This window comes from Citrobacter sp. Cpo091 (genome assembly GCF_030332645.1).
Taxonomy (GTDB): domain Bacteria; phylum Pseudomonadota; class Gammaproteobacteria; order Enterobacterales; family Enterobacteriaceae; genus Citrobacter; species Citrobacter portucalensis.
The window spans coordinates 325489-345251 of the sequence record NZ_JAOWHL010000034.1 but is presented as its reverse complement, the minus strand read 5'-3'; the positions used below and the strand labels follow the sequence as shown (position 1 = coordinate 345251).

The window sequence follows — 19763 nt, the reverse complement described above, 5'->3', positions numbered from 1 at the left end:
GTCAGAACCCCTGAGCACTTGCGGTGACCAGCGCCGATTCTTCGGCACGATCGCGAATAATATCGGCCGTGAGCTTGCCGCCAGACATCACCAGAATGCGGTCAGATACCGCCATAATTTCTTTTAAATCCGAGGTGGAGAAGACAACGGCAATACCCTGTTGTGAGAGCTGTACCATCATGCGAAACACATCGGCTTTCGCGCCAACGTCAATGCCGCGTGTGGGCTCATCAAGGAACAGAATTTTGGGATTGGTAAGTAGGGAGCGGCCAATCACCACTTTCTGCTGGTTACCCCCGCTCAGAGCCTGGATTTCAACATCCGGTGAGGACACTTTGATCGACAGATTACCAATTGTGCTGGCGACGACTGCCTCCTCATCTTTGCGGGCGATGGCAAAACCGCGCTGCAGGCGACGCCACAGGCTGGCAATAGTCAGATTGCTGGCAACCGAAGAAATGGGAAAAATGCCTGTGCGCTTGCGATCTTCCGGTACCAGACTCATTCCCATACGAATGCGGTCGGCGGTGGTTAAGCGTTGTGGAACTGGCTTGCTGTCGAGCCACAGTTTACCGAGGTAGTTGCGCTCAGTACCCAGCAAGCACTCGAACAATTCGGTTCTTCCGGCCCCCATCAGTCCATAGATACCGACAATTTCGCCCGCGTGGACGTTAAAGGTGACGTCGTTGACCACCGCATTGCCAGCGGCATTGACGCAGGTAATATGTTCCGCTTCGAGAACCGGCGCGCCGAACGTGCGACCTGGCTCAAGAAAATTACTCACCGGGTCGCTGCCCAGCATTTCACGCACAATCCACGGCACATCGATATCGCTAACTCTGGCTTCGGCCTGGAATTTGCCATCGCGTAAAATGGTGATCACATCGCCAATCGCCATCAATTCTTCGAGTCGATGAGAGATGTAGATTATCGAAACGCCCTGGCGAGTCAGTTCGCGAATCACGCGAAACAGGATCTCGACTTCGGTTTTACTCAGCGCCGAGGTGGGTTCGTCGAGGATTAGAATGTCAGCGTCCTCCGCCAACGCTTTGGCGATTTCAACCAGCTGTTGCTGTCCAACTTTGAGATTGCCGACCAGATCGCGGGGTGAAATGGGCTGATCGAGTCGGGTTAGCAGCTCCGCAGTACGCTTCTCCTGTTCGGCCTCATCAATGGGGGTCATGCCTTTTTGGATCTCCCGGCCAAGGAAAATATTTTCCGCGACGGTGAGATTCTCAAACAGGTTAAGTTCCTGATGCACCATACCAATCCCGTGCGCCGCGGCGTCCCGGGTATTGGCGAAGCGAACAGGGTTACCATTGAGCGTCATCTCGCCGCTGCTGGGCTGCTGAACACCGGCGAGGATCTTCATCAGCGTGGATTTCCCCGCACCGTTTTCGCCAATAATCACGTTGACCTTACCGCGCCACACCTGATAATCCACGCTGTCCAGCGCAATCGTGCCGGGAAACAGCATTGAGATGGCATGTGTGCGCAGGATGATGTCATCTGCTGAGGAATTATTCATCAGTGTGCCTCCTGTTCCAGCGCTAACGCTGCTGCGTTTTCCGCTTTTCCTGCATTCAGCGTTACGGCGAACAGTACCGTGGCACGCTTCCCTTGCCAGCTTTCGTCCACTGCGGGCAAGTGTTTTACCGCTTCGCGGTTATACGCCCGGGAAAGCTGGGCAAACTGAACCTGGTTAGTGAAGTCTTCAAACTTAAACCCACTCGCATCGCGAATGGCATTGCCGCGCATCACCGGGCCTATTTGGATGGTGACAGGGGCGTCATTGACCCTCATCACAATGCTTTTCTCGCGCGCATTGGTGGTATCGACGTTCTCAATCTGACTGGTCAGGCGCACAAATACGCTCTCGGCGGTAGGTGAGGGCGTCTTCAGGCGTGCGCTCAGCGCTGACGCATCCAGAGCGTGTTGCTTTGCCGCATCCAGGACGCGGGATTGCCAGGTTTGTTGCGCGATCTGCTCGGGTGTTTGATTGTCGAAACTGGCTTTGGCCTGTGGGTCGGCCGGGATGATGGGGTTGCCGTTTTCGTCGAGGTCAACTACCGTGCAGGCCGTCAGCAACAGGGTGGCGCACCCAACCAGTGCAGCACCCCATTGTGTTAACGACATAGTGCCTCCGCTTAGTGGCTCAGGTTGAATTTACTCAGCTTGCTGGCATTGGTTTCATCAATCAGCACGCAATCCATGAGCTGTTTTTCTTCTTTCTGCGCTTTGCCGTTTTTCAGGTAGTAATCAGCCTGCTCAACCGCCATTTGTGCCTGCTGCCAGCCGGGCTGAAGGACGGTCGCTTTAATGTTGCTCTTGTTGATGATGGAATCTCGGGTGTAGTCGCTGCCGTCAAAACCCACCACGATGACATTGTTTTTCCCAGCAGCCTTCAGGGCAGCTTCTGCGCCCAGCGCCATGGTGTCGTTGCCGGAAATGACGCCGACGATATCAGGGTTGGTTTGTAAAATAGCTTCCATACGGGTAAACGCTTCAGTTTGGCTCCAGTTCGCCGTTTGCTGGGCGACCATTTTCATATCCGGATAGTCGTCGAGCACATCGTGATACCCCTGTGAGCGCACATGTGCGTTGGTGTCGGACTGGCGTCCCAACAGCTCAACGTACTTGCCTTTTCCATCCAGTAGTTTGGCGAATTTCTCTGCGCCGAGCTGCGCGCCCTGGTAGTTGTTCGACACGATTTGCGCGACGGCGATGCCGGTCTTATTAATTTCACGATCGATGAGGAATGCAGGCACGCCCGCCGCTTTGGCTTTTTCCAGTGGACCAACGGTGGCATCGGCGCCCGCGTTATCGAGAATGATGGCTTTCGCTTTTCGGGCTATGGCGGTCTCAATCAGTTGGTTTTGTTTATTGACATCATCATCATGAGAGGCGACCAGCGTGGTATATCCCAGCTCTTTCGCTTTGGCGACCGCGCCGTCGGCTTCGGCTTTAAAGAACGGGTTGTCGTGTGAAGGGGTGATAATCGCAATCAGTCCGTTGTCGGCAGCATACAGCGAACCCGATGCGGTAAGGATCGAGGCCAGTAATACGGATTTAATCAGGGTCTTGTTCATCTTTTTCTCCACTTTGAATATTTATTCAAATATGATTTATTATTCAAGTTAACGATAAGTCGAGATAATCGAACTGTCTACGATTTGCGCAGCTAATTTCTTAAAAGGAGAAAAGGATCACGATCCTGACAGCGTGGGTGCACACAGGGTAATGATGTTTTTATCGCGTTGAAACCAATGTACGTTAATTGCCTGATTGGCGAGGTTAGGCGAAAATGATGGCATGATTTGCAATGTTAATTGCTGATTCGTGAGTGCGGTAATTTTTGCGCTGGTGAAACCTGGTAACCCGGATGCCTGAGTGGAAAACGCCTTATACAGGCTCTCCTTGGCGCTGAATGCCAGAGTTAAGGCGAGTGGAAAGGGCAATTCAGAATGATGCAAAATCGGTCGTTCGTGGTTATCGATAATACCGTCAGCCAGCTCAACTGCGGTTTGTTGCGTAAAAATAGCTTCTATATCCAGCCCAACGGGATGCGTCGATACTACCGCCAGCGCAGTTGATGCACTGTGGCTGATGCTGCCAAACAACTTTTGTGGCCACAGCGGTTGTCGCTGCCCGCCGATGCCAGGTACAGTTTTGATACCGTATTCACGTAATGCATGTACTGCGGCGATCCGCCCTGCTAAGTGTTCAGCTTTACGCTTGCGTCCGCTGGACAGAAGCTGGGCGTGGTGGGGGAGCCAGAGCAGATCGTGGTCATGGCAGCTGGCGGGATCAAACTCGACAAAATGCAGCGCGTGGTCGGCGAAGGGAAGCGATGTGTGTGTTGTACGCATGGTTGTGTATCGTTTCCCTCTCCCCGTCGCGAGGAGAGGGAACAACGCTATCAGAAGTGGGTGTTAACGCTCATATACCACGTACGACCCGGTTCGTTATAGGTGTACGCGCCAGCGCCCGCCATATAGTCGCCAGTTTTGATATCGCTGGTGGTTTGGGCATTACCTTCACGCCACAGACGTTTGTCGAAGACGTTATCCACGCCGCCGGTCAGGCTGACGTTTTTCGTCACATCCCAGGTTGCGCTCAGGCCGACGATGCTGTACGGACTCACTTCCTGGGCTGAACTGCCGGTTACTGGTTTACCCTGGTAATCATATTTCTTCGGCTGTTGTTTGCCGTACCAGGTAAAGGTGGATTGCAGCGACAAATCTTCACGCGCCTGCCAGCTCAGCGTTGAGTTCAGCGTGTATTCAGGAATAATCGACAAGCGTTCGCCGGTCTCTTTATTCTTACTTTGCAGCATGTAAGTGATGTTGTTGGTCCAGGTAACGGTTTCGCTAACCGGTACGTTCAACGTCCCTTCCAGGCCTTCCACCACAGCTTTAGGTACGTTTTCCCACTGATAGATATCGGTGTAGGTTGTTGTTTCTTTACCCGTAGTCGGGTTTTTCTGGGTAATTGACGTTCTGCTTAGCGGTACAGTCCCCGCTTCGATCTTGTTACGGTAATCGTTGCGGAACCAGGTTACGCCGGCCAGCCAACCGTCACGTTTGAACTCCAGACCAATCTCTTTGTTGATACTGGTTTCGGCCTTCAGGTCATCGTTGCCCATCATGTAGCAACCAATGCCCGTCGCAGATCCGGTGGCATAGCAGCCCTGGCCTTTGCTGTACAGAATATAGTTCGGGTTAGTCTGGTACAGGCTAGGTGCTTTATAGGCCCGTGCGATACCCATTTTCAGCGTAAAGTCGTCGCCCAGACCTTGGGACAGGTTCAGGGACGGGCTCCAGTTGTCGCCAACGACGCTGTGGTGGTCGAAGCGCAGACCCGGCGTCAACATGGTGCTGTCGGTCAGCTCCATGTTATTTTCAGCAAACAGGGAGAAAATTTCAGCCTGTGAATATGGGCTACGATCGGTGCTGCTGGCACCAGGTATGTTCCCGCCCATAAAGGTCTGGGTATTGGAACTCATGTCTTTCATTCGCTGCTGGTTCCATTCGGTACCGAGCGTCAGGTTCTGGTTAACTAACAGGTCGAATGGAATGCTAATTTCGCTGTGCAGGGTGACATCCGCCAGGTCAGTGTCGGTAAATTGATTACTGTTAAATAACCCTTCAAGGCCACCTGCCAGACCTTCACCCAAACGGGAGTTACGGGTGTGTTCGTATTGCGCCCAGTTGCTGGTGGTAATGCCGTTGTCCCAGCCGCCGTTCCACGTCAGCGCATAGTTCTGGCGGTACATACGGTTGGTTTCTTTACCGTAGTATTTTTTTACCAGCCCGTTAGTTTTGTTATCGTTGTTGGTGTTTTGAGTGTCACCCGCATACAGGTTGCCCTGACGGCTGTAGCCAGCTTCAAACTCCAGCGATTGCATTGGGGCAAAATCCCAACGCAGCAGGCCGTTGATATCTTTGTTTTTTACCCCTTCACGACCCGCAGGCATCGTATCGGCATATGACCCTGTACGTGCTGACTGGTGACCGTCGTTAATGTCCCAGGCATCGGCCTGGGTTTTGTCGAGGTTACCGTTCAGGCGGAAGCTGAAATCTCCGCCCAGCGGTCCATTCAGACTAAAGTTGGTACGCTTGGTTGAACCTTCCTCTTTGTGTTCCGGGGCGTTGAAATAGGTATTCCAGGAACCATGCCACTCATCGCCGCCTTTCTTGGTGATGATGTTCACTACACCGCCAGCTGCGCCATTGCCATAGCGTGCTGCGACAGGACCGCGCAGTACTTCAATACGTTCAATCATTTCCGGAGCAACCCAGGCGGTATCGCCGCGGGTATCACGCTCGCCGCGCCAGCCCTGGCGTACGGAGTTACGGCTGGTAACCGGTTTACCGTCGATCAGAATCAGGGTGTTTTCTGGCCCCATGCCGCGAATATCGATCTGGCGGTTGTTGCCACGCTGTCCGCTGGTTGAGTTACCGGTCAGGTTAACGCCTGGCATGGTACGGATGATTTCCGACACATCGCGAGCGGGAGGGTTCTTACGAATTTCATCAGCGGTAATGGTTGAAACGCCCGGCGCCTGCAGGTTCTGCTGGGCGGCGGTAACGACGATGGTGTCTTCATGAGAGACAGCGACGCTATCGGTTTGATCTTCTGCCATTGCTGGCAGGGCTACCCCGTAAATCCCTAAATTGACCAATAAGGCCAGTGAATGAATCTTGTTGTTCATTGTATGTCCTGCTGTTCTTTTAGCCACGAGTACCAATGTGCCATGGTGCGGCATTTGGTCTGATGTCGCCCGCATCTGCGTAAACTATCCATTCCAGAAAAAGTACGCAGCGCCAGGTCGGTTTATAAGTGGTGAAAAACTGTACGCGCTTCCCACAGCGCGACAATACGCTATTGCAAATGCAAATAGTTATCAATAATATTATCAATATATTTCACGCTAGATCATAAAATTTCACAATAAACATGGGGTTATGGTTGTGACGACGTTAAAGATGGGAAGCGAGGCGTGGTGGCAGTCAAAAAAAGGCCCGGAGTGGGAGCGTGAAGACAACGGAAATTATCGGGTAACCTTCTGGTGGCGTGACCCGCAGGGAACGGAGAAAGAGTCAGCCATTCATCACGTTTGGGTTTATATCACCGGCGTCACCGACCACCATCAAAATGCTACCCCTCAGTCGATGCGACGCATTGATGGAACGAATATTTGGTGCTGGAGTGTTTCCCTCAGCGCCAACTGGCGTGGCAGTTACTGTTTTATCCCAACAGCGCGCAACGATATTTTTGCGCCGCAGGCGCTGGGCGACACCCCTGACCGAACCGCGCTGCGTGAAGGCTGGCGGCAATTGCTGCCACAGGCCATTGCTGATCCCCTTAATCCGCAGAGCTGGCGGGGCGGTCGTGGCCACGCGGTGTCTGCGCTGGAAATGCCGGAGGCACCCGTACAGCCCGGATGGGATCGACCTGAAAATCCAGATTCACCCGCAGTTTGCCTGCAATGGCATAGCGCCAGGCTCGGCAATACGCGTCGCGTATGGGTGTTTACCACCGGTGATGCTCAACCCGAAACGCGTCCGTTGGCTATCCTGCTGGATGGGCAGTTTTGGGCACAGAGTATGCCGGTCTGGCCTGCGTTGACTTCACTCACGCATCGCGGACACCTTCCTTCTGCCGTTTATCTCCTGATTGATGCCATTGATACGGCTCACCGCAGCCATGAGCTACCGTGTAATGCGGATTTTTGGTTGGCGGTGCAGGAGGAGCTATTACCACTGGTGAAGACAACGACCGCGTTTAGTGACGATCCGCAGCGCACCGTGGTGGCTGGGCAAAGTTTTGGCGGGTTGTCATCGCTGTATGCCGGGCTGAACTGGCCCGCGCGCTTTGGCTGTGTGCTTAGCCAGTCGGGCTCTTACTGGTGGCCGCATCGTGGTGGTCATCAGGGCGGGGCGATCGTCGAGCAACTGAAGACCGGGACCGTCAGCGCTCAGGGGTTGCGTATTGTCCTGGAAGCGGGGATCCGCGAGCCCATTATTTATCGCGCTAATCAGGCGCTATATGCCCAGTTACCTTCTGCACCACAGTCTATTTTCTGGCGTCAGGTTGATGGCGGACACGATGCGCTTTGCTGGCGCGGCGGTCTGATGCAAGGGCTAATGACGCTCTGGCAACCGCTTACCGACACGATTTAACCGGACGATGTTCCACGACAGGAGTTGAGTATGGAATTCAGTAACCCCTTCGATAATCCGCAGGGCCAGTTTTACATTCTGCAAAATCCCCAACGTCAGTTTAGCCTTTGGCCGCAGCAGTGCTCGCTTCCTGCTGGCTGGCAAATTGCTTGCGAACCTCAATCCCAGGAAGCCTGCCAACAATGGCTGGAAGCAAACTGGACCACGCTGACGCCCGCGAACTACATCGATGTGCAGGAGGCTCCATGACTCAGCGTTTACCGTTAGTGGCGGCTCAGCCGGGGATCTGGATGGCGGAAAAACTCTCCGCATTGCCCTCGGCGTGGAGCGTGGCGCACTACGTAGAGTTAACTGGCGAACTGGATGCTTCGTTGCTGGCGAAAGCCGTTGTGGCGGGCCTGGAGCAGGCCGATACCCTGCGGATGCGGTTTAGCGAAGATAACGGTGAGGTCTGGCAATGGGTGGATTCTGCGCTCGCCTTTGCGCAACCTGAAATTATCGACCTGCGCGCAAAATCAAATCCACATGAGGCGGCGCGTGCGTTGATGCAGGCAGACCTGCAGCAGGACATACGTGCTGATGGCAATAAACCGCTGGTTTTTCACCTGCTTATACAGGTGGGAGAAAAGCGTTGGTATTGGTATCAGCGTTACCATCATTTGCTGGTCGATGGCTTCAGTTTTCCGGCCATTACCCGCCAGATAGCCGCAATTTATCGCGCATGGCTACACGGCGAGCCTACGCCAGACTCGCCTTTTACACCGTTCGCCGAGGTGGTGGAAGAGTATCAACTGTACCGTCAAAGCGATGCCTGGCAACGAGACGGCGCTTTCTGGAGCGAGCAGCGAAAGCAACTCCCGCCTCCTGCTTCGCTGTCGAACAATCCGTTGCCGGGACGATCGGCCAGCGCGGATATTATTCGTATGAAGTTAACCGCGCCTGAAGGGGCGTTTCGTCGGCTTGCGGCACGTATGCCTGACGTTCAGCGTGCGGATCTGGCCCTCGCACTGGTGGCATTGTGGCTGGGACGTTTATGCAGCCGAATGGATTATGCCGCCGGGTTTATCTTTATGCGGCGTATGGGGTCGGCGGCGTTGACCTCCACTGGACCGGTTTTAAACGTACTGCCATTTGGTGTGAGGCTGGATGCGGCAGAAAGCTTGCCTGCACTTGCACAACGACTGGCCGGACAGTTGAAGAAAATGCGTCGGCATCAACGTTATGATGCCGAACAAATCGTTCGCGACAGCGGGCGTGCAGCCGGTGCAGAGCCGCTGTTTGGCCCGGTGCTGAACGTGAAAATATTCGACTATCAGCTGAATATTCCCGGCGTTCAGGCGCAAACCCACACGTTGGCGACAGGGCCGGTGAACGATCTTGAACTGGCGTTATTCCCGGATGAAAACGGTGGGCTGAGTATTGAAATTCTGGCCAATAAACAGCGCTACGATGCAGAAACGCTGGCGCAGCATGCCTCGCGTTTAATCGGGCTTATCGAGCAGTTTGCCGACAATCCGGCGCTATGCTGCGGCGACGCCGGGATGCTGTTGCCAACAGAACATGAGCGGCTGGCGAAGATTAATGACACCACCGTCGAGATCCCGTCCACTACGCTGAGCGCGCTGGTGGTACAGCAGGCCGATAAAACGCCGGATGCCCCGGCGTTGGCCGATGCCCGCTATCAGTTTAGCTATCGCGAAATGCGCCAGCAGGTCGTGGCGCTGGCGAGCCTTTTGCGTGCACGCGGCGTCAAGCCTGGCGACAGCGTCGCCGTGGCATTACCGCGTTCCGTGTTCCTGACGCTGGCGCTGCACGGTATCGTTGAAGCCGGTGCAGCCTGGCTGCCGTTGGATACCGGATACCCGGACGATCGCCTGCGGATGATGCTCGAAGACGCGAAGCCAAAATTGTTGATCGCGACCAATGAGCAACTGGCGCGCTTTAGCGATATTCCTGGGCTGGAAAGTCTGTGCTATGACTCGCCCCTGCCAGCAGAAGATGCTGCTCCGCTGGCGCTATCTCAGCCCAATCATACTGCCTATATCATTTTTACTTCCGGTTCTACCGGTAGACCAAAAGGGGTGATGGTTGGGCAAACCGCTATCGTTAACCGTCTGCTGTGGATGCAAAATCACTATCCACTGACCGCAGATGATGTGGTGGCGCAAAAAACACCGTGCAGTTTTGACGTCTCGGTATGGGAGTTTTTCTGGCCGTTTATTGCCGGGGCAAAGCTGGTAATGGCAGAGCCTGAGGCGCACCGTGATCCGCTGGCGATGCAGCAGTTCTTTGCCCGTTATGGTGTGACGACCACGCACTTTGTTCCCTCTATGTTGGCCGCTTTTGTCGCTTCACTGACGCCGGAAACCGCGCGGGAGAGTTGTGCCTCTCTGAAACGGGTATTTTGCAGCGGCGAAGCCTTGCCAGCAGATTTATGCCGTGAGTGGGAACAGTTAACTCATGCGCCACTGCACAATTTGTACGGACCAACGGAAGCAGCGGTTGATGTGAGCTGGTATCCGGCCTGGGGGGAAGACCTTGCTGCTGTAACCGGCAACAGCGTGCCGATTGGCTATCCGGTATGGAATACCGGTTTACGTATTCTGGATGCCATGATGCGCCCGGTGCCTTTCGGCGTGGCTGGTGACTTATATCTGACGGGGATCCAACTGGCGCAAGGTTATCTGGGCCGTCCGGATCTGACTGCAAGCCGCTTTATCGCCGATCCGTTTAACGCTGGCGAACGAATGTACCGTACCGGGGATGTGGCGCGCTGGCTGGAAAATGGCGCGGTGGAATACCTTGGACGCAGCGATGACCAGCTTAAAATTCGCGGACAACGCATTGAGCTCGGCGAGATTGACCGGGTGATGCAGCAGTTGCCTGATGTCGAGCATGCCGTTGCCCACGCCTGCGTATTCAACCAGGCGGCGGCGACAGGCGGCGATGCGCGTCAACTGGTGGGGTATCTGGTGTCACAATCGGGTTTACCGCTGGATACGTCAGCGTTGCGGGAAAAGCTGCGTGAAAAACTGCCTGCGCATATGGTGCCGACGGTATTGTTGCAGCTGGCGGAGCTTCCGCTTAGCGCGAACGGTAAACTGGATCGTAAAGCGCTGCCGATGCCGCAGTTGACGTCGCGTGTTTCCGGGCGCGCACCGCGAGCAGGGACTGAAACCGCCATCGCGCAGTCTTTTGCGGCTTTGCTGAATTGCGAGGTGAATGACGTGGCGGCAGACTTCTTTGCGCTTGGCGGACATTCGTTGCTGGCGATGAAGCTGGCGGCACAGTTGAGCCGGGTTTTTGAGCGTCAGGTGACGCCGGGGCAGATTATGGTGGCCTCTACTGTTGAACAACTGAGCGCTCTGTTGGAGAGCACTGATGATGAGCAGTCGCAGCTTCTGGGATTTGAGGCACTGCTGCCGCTGCGTGAAAGTCACGGCCCAACGCTGTTCTGTTTCCATCCGGCGTCGGGTTTTGCCTGGCAGTTTAGCGTGCTATCGCGATATCTCAGCCCGCAGTGGTCGATTATAGGTATTCAGTCGCCGCGCCCGGATGGCCCTATGCAGACGGCGGAAAATCTTGATGCGGTATGCGAACATCACCTGGCAACATTGCTCAGTCAACAGCCTCACGGACCTTACTATTTATTAGGTTATTCGCTGGGCGGCACGCTGGCACAGGGGATCGCCGCGCGCTTACATGCCAGAGGAGAGACGGTTGCATTCCTCGGGCTGTTGGATACCTGGCCGCCAGAAACGCAAAACTGGCAAGAAAAAGAGGCTAATGGGTTGGATCCAGCGGTACTGGCGGAGATCGAGCGTGAACGCGAAGCGTTTCTGGCTGCACAGCAGGGGAATGCGTCAGAGGCTTTATTTAACGCAATCGAAGGCAACTATGCCGATGCGGTTCGCCTGCTCACCACGGCACACAGCGTGCCGTTTGCAGGTCACGCTACGCTGTTCGTTGCTGAGCGCACGTTAGTACCGGGTGTCAGTCCTGAACGCAGCTGGTCTCCGTGGATATCCAGTCTGGATGTTTACCGCCAGGATTGCGCGCATGTTGATATTATTTCCCCTGCCTCATTTGAGGCGATAGGGCCTGTAATAAATGCACTGATTAATAAATCTGTGTAACAAGACGAATATTGCTATCGCGGTGATCGAACAATTCCATGATGTAAAAAATATGTTATGGAGTTGTTTATTTTTGTGCAGTGCAAGGTGATGAAAGGGGTGAATAAATTCCGAATATAATTTTTGGTAGGGCGACAAGCACAAAGATTGTTTCGGATAATTCTGACTAGCTGGTAGACTTCTCCCACAGGAATGTTTTTCTTTTAGGAAAGTTTTCAGGTCACGCAACATGTCATCATTAAATATAAAGCAAGATAACGTTTCGGAATTTACTGGGTATCCTCAGCCAACGGCAAACGCAAATGAAATCGATTTAGTGAATCTAATCGAAATCTTATGGCTTGCAAGAACGAAAATTATAGCGACCGTTTTCGCCTTTGCTTGTGTGGGTATTCTGGTCTCTTTTCTGCTGCCACAAAAATGGACCAGTCAGGCCATCGTGACGCCGGCGGAAGCGGTTCAATGGCAGGGATTAGAGAATACGCTGACCAAATTGCGCGTGCTGGATATGGATATTAGCGTTAGCCGTGGTGATGTGTTTAACCTGTTTATCAAAAAATTCCAGTCGCCTTCATTGTTAGAAGAATATCTGCGCTCTTCGCCTTACGTAATGGAACAATTGAAAGGTGCTGATATCGATGAAATGGAGTTGCATCAGGCAATTGTCAGGCTCAGTGAGAAAATGAAAGCGGTTGATACTAACCAAGGTAAGAAGAACGAAACTTCGCTGTATACCTCATGGACACTGAGTTTTACCGCACCTCAGGCCGAAGAAGCCCAGTCAGTGCTGAAGGGATATATCCAGTATATTTCTGCCCTTGTGGTGAAAGAAACGCTGGAAGATATTCGCAATAAATTGTCCATCAAAACCAGTTATGAAAAAGAAAGACTGGAGATGGATCGCGTCAGGCTCAAAAACCAGTTGGAAGCAAATATCCAGCGACTGAACTACTCGCTGGAGATCGCCAATGCCGCCGGGATTAAAAAGCCGGTCTACAGTAATGGCCAGGCGGTGAAGGATGACCCCGATTTCTCTATTTCACTGGGTGCTGACGGCATCGAACGTAAATTAGAAATAGAAAAATCAGTAACGGATGTTGCTGAAATTAACGGTGAATTACGTAATCGCCAGTACCACGTTGAGCAACTGTTAGCGATGAATGTGGGTGACGTAACATTTACGCCGTTTAAATATCAACTTTCACCTTCGCTGCCGGTGAAAAAAGACGGTCCGGCTAAATCAATGATCGTTATTCTGGCCGCATTACTGGGGGGAATGGTGGCGTGTGGTGGTGTTCTGTTGAACCATGCCATGATGTCGCGTAAGCAAAAAATGACGTTTATTGATCAGCAACTGGTGTGATGAATTGTCGTATGGCGGCAAGCTGGCCGCCATACTGTAACGCGTGTTATTTGTTGCGTCCAAGCGGCACCACTAACGGCGTTCCGGCAACCGGATCGTCGATAATCATACAGCGCAGTCCATAGATTTTTTCAATAAGCTGCGCGGTGACGATCTCCTTCGGTGCACCCTCGGCAATAATTTTTCCGTCACGCAGCGCGATCAGGTGTGTTGCATAGCGACAGGCCTGATTCAGGTCGTGCAAAACGGCGACCAGCGTGTAACCTTTTTCCCGGTTTAGCTCACTCAGCAGTTCCAGCAGATCGATCTGATGACTGATATCCAGCCAGGTGGTGGGTTCATCGAGCAGCATAATCGACGTTTCCTGCGCCAGCACCATCGCAATCCATGCACGCTGACGTTGTCCGCCGGAAAGGGTATCCACACTTTGTGATGCCAGGTGGGTGATACCCGTCGCCTGCATGGCGTTTGAGACCGCAATTTCATCCTCTTGCCGCCAGCGGGTAAACAGCGGCTGGTGTGGGTAGCGTCCGCGGGCAACCAGCTCCTGTACCGTAATATCCCCCGGCGTGGTGGCGTTTTGCGCCAGCAAACCTATTCTGCGGGCGACTTCTTTGCTGGCATAGTGCTGAATATGCTCGCCGTCGAGCCAGACCTTGCCGTGCACGGGCGTCATCAGACGACTCAGCGTGCGCAGTAGTGTTGATTTCCCGCAGCCGTTTGGCCCGATAATCGCGGTGAAATGGCCGTCGGGAATCGACACATTGAGGTTTTCCGCCACGGTAAACTTGCCATAACCCAACGTTAACTGGTCGCCACGCAAACGGGCTACTGATTCGATCATTTTTTGCGGGACTCCTGAATTAACAAGACGATAAGATAAATACCGCCGAGGCTTACGGTGACAACGCCCACCGGAAGCTGATAAGGCATAAACAGCTGTTGGGCGCATAAATCCGCCATCAGCAACAGCAACGCGCCGCACAGCGCCGACAGGGTTAATCCCCAGCGCGATGTACCGCTTATACGTCGCGCGATATGCGGCGCGACAAGAGCAATAAACGAGATAGGACCGGCCAGCGCGGTGGCGGCAGCGGTCAGTACCACCGCAACCAGCATCATCATCAGACGTGAGCGCTCAACGCTGACGCCAAGCGCACAGGCGCTGTCATCACCCATTTCCAGTAAGCGCATCCGGCGTACCAGCAGCGCGGCGCACACCAGCATGATGATAATCAGCGGGGCAGAAGGCCAGGTTTTGGCCCAGGTCAGGCCATTGAGCGATCCGGCGTTCCACAGCCCGGCCGTCAGCGCGGTTTCTAATGATGCTTTCAGCAGTAGCCAGGTGTTGAACGCCACCAGCATGGCGCGAATGCCGATACCGATAATAATCAGCCGGAAGGTGTCGATCCCATTGCGCCAGGCGAGCGCCCAGACCACCAGAGAAGTCAGAATCCCACCCAGCATGGCCGCCAGCGCGATAGCGGTGAGATGCTGTCCGAACAGCACCATTGCCACCAGCACACCGCTCCAGGCTCCGGTATTGAAACCCATCACATCCGGGCTGCCCAGCGGGTTGCGCATCAGCGACTGAAATATTGCGCCGCTCACGCCGAGAGCCGCGCCAATTAATAGCGCCATGAGCACGCGTGGCAAACGCCATTCGGTCACCACCAGCGTAATACTGCGCGGCGCATCGCCGAGCAGGGCGGCAATAATTTGCTGGGTTTCCAGCGTAACAACGCCGCTACGCAGGCTCCACAAACCAATGACGAGACAACCTGCAACCAGCAGCAGGCTGCTGATTATCAGGCGGCGGGAGAGGTGCATCATGCGCCACCCCCACGCGATTTACGGCGTACCAGAAAGATAAGCACCGGTGCACCGATAAAAGCACTGACTACCGACACGCGCAGCTCGCCGGGGACAATCAGGCGACCGATTATATCGGCAATCAGTAACAGAGTAGGCGTTGCCAGTAGGGTTACGGGCAGTGACCAGCGGTGATCCGCCCCCACCAGCCAGCGCGCCATGTGCGGCATCATCAGGCCGATAAAGGCGATAGGACCAACAATCGCGGTCGCACTGCCGCACAGTACGGTAATAACCAGCAGGCCAATAAATTGCGTGCGAGCGACTTTACTGCCAAGCGCGGTAGCGGTGTCGCTGCCGAGACTCAGGCTATTCAGAGCGCGACTGAGAAACAGTGCGACAGCCGCGGCAATCAGTACCGGTACCAGCACAACTTTCAGCGTTTGCAGGCTGCGGATATCCAGTGAGCCGGCTTGCCAGAAACGCAGCTGATCGTAAACGTCCGGGTTGAGCAGGGCGATGCCGGTGGATAATCCTTCCAGCACCGCGCCCAGCGCGACGCCCGCCAGGGTCAGACGTACCGGGCTTAACTGCCCGCCGCCCTGACTACCGGTAAAAGCTACGATCAGCGATGCAGCCAGCGCACCGCAAAAGGCCATCAGCAGCTGTTCTTGCGCAGAGGAAAAGCCGAACAGCGCGGCCCCCAGCACAATAGCGAAGCTGGCGCCGGAGTTGACACCCAGAATGCCGGGATCGGCGAGAGGGTTACGCGTGAGCGTTTGCATTAGTGCGCCAGCCAGGCCCAGCGCACCACCGGCGAGCAGCCCCGCCAGCGTGCGCGGCAGGCGCGCGTCCAGCACGATGGTGCAATCAGCACTTTGACAACTGCCGGTGAGCGCATCCAGCACCACGGAGGCAGGTAGCGACTTGGCGCCAATAACCAGACTTAATACCGTGGTGAGAACAAGTAATAACAATAGTCCGGGCACGGCGAAGGCGCGTGTCGCGGAAACAGAGCATGACATATCAACTTCCCTGATAATGATAGTAATTATCGTTATCGATCTTATTTGGATATGTTAGCATGTGCAGCCATCGAATGGATATTGAAAAAGTACCTGGTAAGGCTCTGTAATGAATCGACAATCCTGGCTGCTCAATCTCAGCCTGTTAAAGACCCACCCAGCATTTCGCGCTGTCTTCCTCGCCCGTTTTATTTCCATTGTCTCTCTGGGGCTACTCGGCGTGGCGGTTCCGGTACAGATCCAGATGATGACCCAGTCGACCTGGCAGGTGGGTTTGTCGGTGACGTTGACCGGTAGCGCAATGTTTATTGGCCTGATGGTGGGCGGAGTGCTGGCCGACCGCTATGAGCGTAAAAAAGTGATCCTGCTGGCGCGTGGAACCTGTGGTATTGGCTTTATTGGCCTGTGTCTGAATGCGCTGCTGCCCGAACCGTCGTTGCTGGCGATTTATCTGCTTGGCTTATGGGATGGTTTCTTTGCCTCTCTGGGCGTGACCGCATTGCTGGCTGCGACGCCAGCGCTGGTTGGGCGCGAGAATTTGATGCAGGCCGGGGCGATTACCATGCTGACGGTGCGTCTGGGATCGGTAATTTCACCGATGCTTGGCGGGGTGCTGCTCGCGACTGGCGGCGTGGCCTGGAACTACGGACTGGCGGCGGCGGGAACCTTCATTACCTTACTACCGTTGCTGAGCCTTCCTGCGTTGCCGCCTCCGCCGCAGCCGCGCGAGCATCCGCTGAAATCGCTGCTGGCAGCATTTCGCTTTCTGCTTGCCAGCCCGCTGATTGGCGGCATTGCGCTGCTCGGTGGTCTGTTAACCATGGCGAGCGCCGTGCGTGTGCTGTATCCGGCATTGGCGATTAACTGGCACATGTCGAGTGCGCAAATTGGCCTGCTGTATGCGGCTATTCCGCTGGGGGCAGCCGTGGGCGCATTGACCAGCGGACAACTGGCGCACAGCGTTCGCCCGGGACTGATTATGCTGGCATCGACCGTGGCTTCATTTCTGGCTATCGGCCTGTTTGGCTTGATGCCCGTCTGGCAGCTTGGTGTGGTTTGTCTGGCGCTGTTTGGCTGGTTGAGTGCGGTCAGCTCTTTGTTGCAGTACACCCTGTTACAGACGCAGACGCCGGAAGCGATGCTCGGACGAATTAACGGTTTGTGGACGGCGCAAAACGTCACCGGCGATGCGATTGGCGCGGCGTTGTTAGGTGGTCTGGGCGCGATGATGACGCCGGTTGCTTCGGCAAGCGTGAGTGGATTTGGGCTGGTGATTGTCGGTCTGTTACTGCTGCTGTTGTTGGGAGAAGTGCGCCGATTCCGGCAGGTCCCTGTGAATGCCTGATCGCGTTGTGCTCTACGGTTGTAGGCCGGATAAGGCGTTAGCCGCATCCGGCGCTGAACATTAAAACAGAGCCGACAGACGTTGCAGCAGCAGCGTAGCGCTGTAGTAGTCGAGACGGAAGGTTTCCGTACCCAGGGCGTAAACGCGTTTATTCTGCACGGCTGGCAGATGCGCCAGAAGCGGATTGGCGTAAATAGCGTCGGCATCTTTGCTGTCGCCAGCAAACAGGAACAGCGCTTCGCCGTTCAGGCCTGCCGCCAGGTTCTCACCGCCAAGCTGGATGATATCGTGGCGTTTGCCCTGACTCTGACTGGTGTGCAAGTTGGCAGGCAGCGTTGCCAGCGTAAAACCTAACTGCTCCATCAGCTTGCCTTGCGCTGACTCAGGCGTCCAAAGGTTGGCGCTGTGCGCCGCGGCGGTATATACCAGCGCGCTGACCGGCTGTGGTGGCAGGGTAATACGTTGCTTAACCGCCTGCAGTTGCTTATCAAACTCGGCAATTCGCGCAGCTGCCTGTTGCTCCTGACCGGTAATTTCACCTAACTGGGTCAGCAGCGACTGCCAGCTTTTATCGTCGTAATTAATGATGAGCGTTGGCGCAATGGTGGACAGCTGATCGTATAGCGCGAGGGCAGAATCTCCCCCAGTGGCGCTTACCAGAATCAGATCCGGCATTTGAGCTGCGACGGCCTCGGCGCTCGGTTCGCCGATATACAGGCGGCTCAGTTTGCGTTCTTTTGCTACTTCGCTCCACTGACGTAAAAAGCCCTGTGCATCGCCGATGCGATTGTTCGGCGTAGTGGCACCGCTGGCAATGACCGGAGCATCAATCGCCAGCAGCGAGCCGGTGAGGGTCACGCTGGTGGAGACAATTCGCTGTGGCTTATGCTCCAGCGTATGCGTGCCGCGGCTGTCAGTAACCTGACGCGGCCAGTCGGCGGCGTGACCTGAAGAAATTCCTGAAAGAGATAAACCTGCCAGTAAGAGCACGGTGCGGCAAAAAGAGGGGAGACTCACGAATCGGCTTCCTGTTATCAGTATGAGTAATGCTTCTCATTTTCATTGTTAGCGAGCAAGGATGCAAGCCAAAGTCGCACATTGTGCTACCACAAGAGTTGACATACCGCCGCTTTACTTTTAGGTTAGCGACCGAAAATATAAATGATAATCATTATTAGAGCCTTTATCATTTTTGGAGGATGATATGGATACGTCACTGGCCGAGGAAAAAACGCAGACTATGCCGACGCTCGCTCCCGACAGTTTTTTCTTTATGTCGCCGTACCGTAGTTTTACGACGTCAGGATGCTTCGCCCGCTATGCGGAACCGGCAATTGATGGCGATTCGCCAGACAGCCCTTTCCAACAGAAAATGAACGCACTGTTTGCTGATGCCAAATCGCAGGGCATCGCGAACCCTGTCATGGTCGGGGCGATTCCCTTTGATACCCGCCAGCCATCATCGCTGTTTATTCCCCAATCATGGCAGAGCTTCTCTCGTACGGCGAAGCAGCAATCATCACGTTACTTTACCGCGCATCAGTCGCTGAACGTCGTTGAACGTAAATCGATCCCGGAACAGGACTTTTTTGAAGATATGGTCGCCCGGGCGGCTGCGCTGACGTCCACTCCGGAAGTCGACAAAGTGGTGTTGTCACGCCTGATCGATATCACCGCCGATGCCAACATTGACAGCGGTGCGCTGCTGGAGCGTCTGGTGGCGCAAAATCCAGCGAGCTACAACTTCCATGTACCGATTGAAGACGGCGGCGTATTGATTGGTGCCAGTCCGGAACTGCTACTGCGCAAAGAAGGCGATCGTTTCAGTTCTCTGCCGCTGGCGGGCTCTGCACGTCGTCAGCCTGATGATGTGCTGGATCGCGAAGCAGGGATCCGCCTGCTGGCGTCTGAGAAGGACCGCCATGAGCACGAACTGGTGACGCAGGCGATGAAAACGGTATTGCGCGATCGCAGCCGTGAATTGCAACTGCCTTCTTCTCCGCAGCTGGTTACCACGCCGACGCTCTGGCACCTCGGCACGCCGTTTGAAGGTAAAGCCAACCCGCAGGAAAACGCCCTGACGCTGGCGTGCCTGCTGCATCCGACGCCTGCGCTAAGCGGCTTCCCACATCAGGTTGCGCGCAAGCTTATCGCCGAGCTGGAGCCGTTCGATCGTGAATTGTTCGGCGGTATTGTCGGCTGGTGTGATGCCGAAGGTAACGGTGAGTGGGTGGTGACGATCCGCTGTGCGAAGCTGCTGCGCAATCAGGTGCGTTTTTTTGCCGGAGCAGGAATTGTTCCAGCCTCTTCCCCGGTTGCGGAATGGCGTGAAACGGGGGCCAAGCTCTCCACGATGTTGAATGTTTTTGGACTGCATTAACAGCCTTGTGGACTGGC

At 54.8% G+C, this 19763-nt stretch carries 15 protein-coding genes; 6 read left to right on the top strand and 9 right to left on the bottom strand.

Translation table 11 applies throughout. The annotated features are described in order from the left end of the window. Position 1: 1 nt before the first annotated feature. The 5 genes from OGY04_RS12315 to OGY04_RS12295 form a co-directional block, all read right to left on the bottom strand. Positions 2–1528, bottom strand: a complete 1527-nt coding sequence (locus tag OGY04_RS12315) for a sugar ABC transporter ATP-binding protein (RefSeq protein WP_172111171.1) — start codon at positions 1526–1528, stop codon at positions 2–4. Next, positions 1528–2136, bottom strand: a complete 609-nt coding sequence (locus tag OGY04_RS12310) for a DUF2291 family protein (RefSeq protein ID WP_032942646.1) — start codon at positions 2134–2136, stop codon at positions 1528–1530. Before OGY04_RS12310 ends, OGY04_RS12315 begins: the two co-directional genes overlap by 1 nt. An 11-nt stretch (positions 2137–2147) precedes the next feature. Further along, entirely contained in the window at positions 2148–3089 is a 942-nt protein-coding gene (locus OGY04_RS12305) for a D-ribose ABC transporter substrate-binding protein (RefSeq protein WP_032942648.1), read from the bottom strand. A gap of 117 nt (positions 3090–3206) precedes the next feature. Further along, positions 3207–3869 (bottom strand): enterobactin synthase subunit EntD, encoded by a 663-nt coding sequence (gene entD, locus OGY04_RS12300; protein WP_032942649.1) that lies wholly within the window; start codon positions 3867–3869, stop codon positions 3207–3209. A 50-nt stretch (positions 3870–3919) separates the two neighbouring features. After that, positions 3920–6214 carry a TonB-dependent siderophore receptor gene (locus OGY04_RS12295; RefSeq protein WP_286585338.1) on the bottom strand — a complete coding sequence of 765 codons (2295 nt, stop codon included), beginning with the start codon at positions 6212–6214 and terminating at the stop codon, positions 3920–3922. A 253-nt stretch (positions 6215–6467) separates the two neighbouring features. Here OGY04_RS12295 and fes point away from each other — a divergent pair, with 253 nt between their 5' ends. The 4 genes from fes (at position 6468) to wzz(fepE) (ending at position 13184) form a co-directional block, all read left to right on the top strand. Beyond that, a complete protein-coding gene (gene fes / locus OGY04_RS12290; protein WP_286585337.1) occupies positions 6468–7685 on the top strand; it encodes an enterochelin esterase in 1218 nt (405 codons plus the stop codon). A gap of 30 nt (positions 7686–7715) precedes the next feature. Next, positions 7716–7934, top strand: coding sequence for an MbtH family protein (locus tag OGY04_RS12285; protein WP_109421421.1), 219 nt, complete (start codon positions 7716–7718; stop codon positions 7932–7934). After that, complete coding sequence (entF, locus tag OGY04_RS12280) at positions 7931–11821, top strand: enterobactin non-ribosomal peptide synthetase EntF (RefSeq protein WP_286585336.1); 3891 nt, start codon at positions 7931–7933, stop codon at positions 11819–11821. The genes OGY04_RS12285 and entF overlap by 4 nt, the downstream gene beginning before the upstream one ends. Positions 11822–12050: 229 nt before the next feature. Next, positions 12051–13184 carry an LPS O-antigen length regulator Wzz(fepE) gene (gene wzz(fepE) / locus OGY04_RS12275; RefSeq protein WP_286585335.1) on the top strand — a complete coding sequence of 378 codons (1134 nt, stop codon included), beginning with the start codon at positions 12051–12053 and terminating at the stop codon, positions 13182–13184. A 46-nt stretch (positions 13185–13230) separates the two neighbouring features. On the opposite strand, the gene fepC is transcribed toward wzz(fepE), so the two are convergent. The 3 genes from fepC to fepD are packed head-to-tail and all read right to left on the bottom strand — an operon-like array spanning position 13231 to position 16021. Continuing rightward, on the bottom strand, positions 13231–14028 hold the full coding sequence (gene fepC, locus OGY04_RS12270) for an iron-enterobactin ABC transporter ATP-binding protein (protein ID WP_286585334.1): 798 nt from the start codon (positions 14026–14028) through the stop codon (positions 13231–13233). Next, positions 14025–15017: an iron-enterobactin ABC transporter permease gene (fepG, locus tag OGY04_RS12265; RefSeq protein ID WP_008784056.1), complete on the bottom strand. Its 993-nt coding sequence runs from the start codon at positions 15015–15017 to the stop codon at positions 14025–14027. The genes fepC and fepG overlap by 4 nt, the downstream gene beginning before the upstream one ends. Further along, a complete protein-coding gene (gene fepD / locus OGY04_RS12260) occupies positions 15014–16021 on the bottom strand; it encodes a Fe(3+)-siderophore ABC transporter permease (RefSeq protein ID WP_032942654.1) in 1008 nt (335 codons plus the stop codon). Before fepD ends, fepG begins: the two co-directional genes overlap by 4 nt. A gap of 109 nt (positions 16022–16130) precedes the next feature. Between fepD and entS the strand changes: the two genes are divergently transcribed. Continuing rightward, a complete protein-coding gene (entS, locus tag OGY04_RS12255) occupies positions 16131–17366 on the top strand; it encodes an enterobactin transporter EntS (RefSeq protein WP_111465939.1) in 1236 nt (411 codons plus the stop codon). A 60-nt stretch (positions 17367–17426) separates the two neighbouring features. Here the strand turns inward: entS and fepB are convergent, their stop codons facing one another. Then, a complete protein-coding gene (fepB, locus tag OGY04_RS12250; RefSeq protein WP_044699495.1) occupies positions 17427–18383 on the bottom strand; it encodes a Fe2+-enterobactin ABC transporter substrate-binding protein in 957 nt (318 codons plus the stop codon). Between the two features lie 187 nt (positions 18384–18570). Between fepB and entC the strand changes: the two genes are divergently transcribed. Next, positions 18571–19746: an isochorismate synthase EntC gene (gene entC, locus OGY04_RS12245; protein ID WP_048235908.1), complete on the top strand. Its 1176-nt coding sequence runs from the start codon at positions 18571–18573 to the stop codon at positions 19744–19746. Positions 19747–19763 lie beyond the last annotated feature (17 nt).

Coding starts and splice junctions, on each gene's coding strand:
- OGY04_RS12295 (WP_286585338.1), bottom strand. CDS start 6,214: ATGAACAACAAGATTCATTCACTGGCCTTATTGGTCAATTTAGGGATT.
- OGY04_RS12315 (WP_172111171.1), bottom strand. CDS start 1,528: ATGAATAATTCCTCAGCAGATGACATCATCCTGCGCACACATGCCATC.
- entC (WP_048235908.1), top strand. CDS start 18,571: ATGGATACGTCACTGGCCGAGGAAAAAACGCAGACTATGCCGACGCTC.
- fes (WP_286585337.1), top strand. CDS start 6,468: ATGGTTGTGACGACGTTAAAGATGGGAAGCGAGGCGTGGTGGCAGTCA.
- entF (WP_286585336.1), top strand. CDS start 7,931: ATGACTCAGCGTTTACCGTTAGTGGCGGCTCAGCCGGGGATCTGGATG.
- fepG (WP_008784056.1), bottom strand. CDS start 15,017: ATGATGCACCTCTCCCGCCGCCTGATAATCAGCAGCCTGCTGCTGGTT.
- OGY04_RS12310 (WP_032942646.1), bottom strand. CDS start 2,136: ATGTCGTTAACACAATGGGGTGCTGCACTGGTTGGGTGCGCCACCCTG.
- entD (WP_032942649.1), bottom strand. CDS start 3,869: ATGCGTACAACACACACATCGCTTCCCTTCGCCGACCACGCGCTGCAT.
- fepD (WP_032942654.1), bottom strand. CDS start 16,021: ATGTCATGCTCTGTTTCCGCGACACGCGCCTTCGCCGTGCCCGGACTA.
- OGY04_RS12305 (WP_032942648.1), bottom strand. CDS start 3,089: ATGAACAAGACCCTGATTAAATCCGTATTACTGGCCTCGATCCTTACC.
- OGY04_RS12285 (WP_109421421.1), top strand. CDS start 7,716: ATGGAATTCAGTAACCCCTTCGATAATCCGCAGGGCCAGTTTTACATT.
- fepC (WP_286585334.1), bottom strand. CDS start 14,028: ATGATCGAATCAGTAGCCCGTTTGCGTGGCGACCAGTTAACGTTGGGT.
- entS (WP_111465939.1), top strand. CDS start 16,131: ATGAATCGACAATCCTGGCTGCTCAATCTCAGCCTGTTAAAGACCCAC.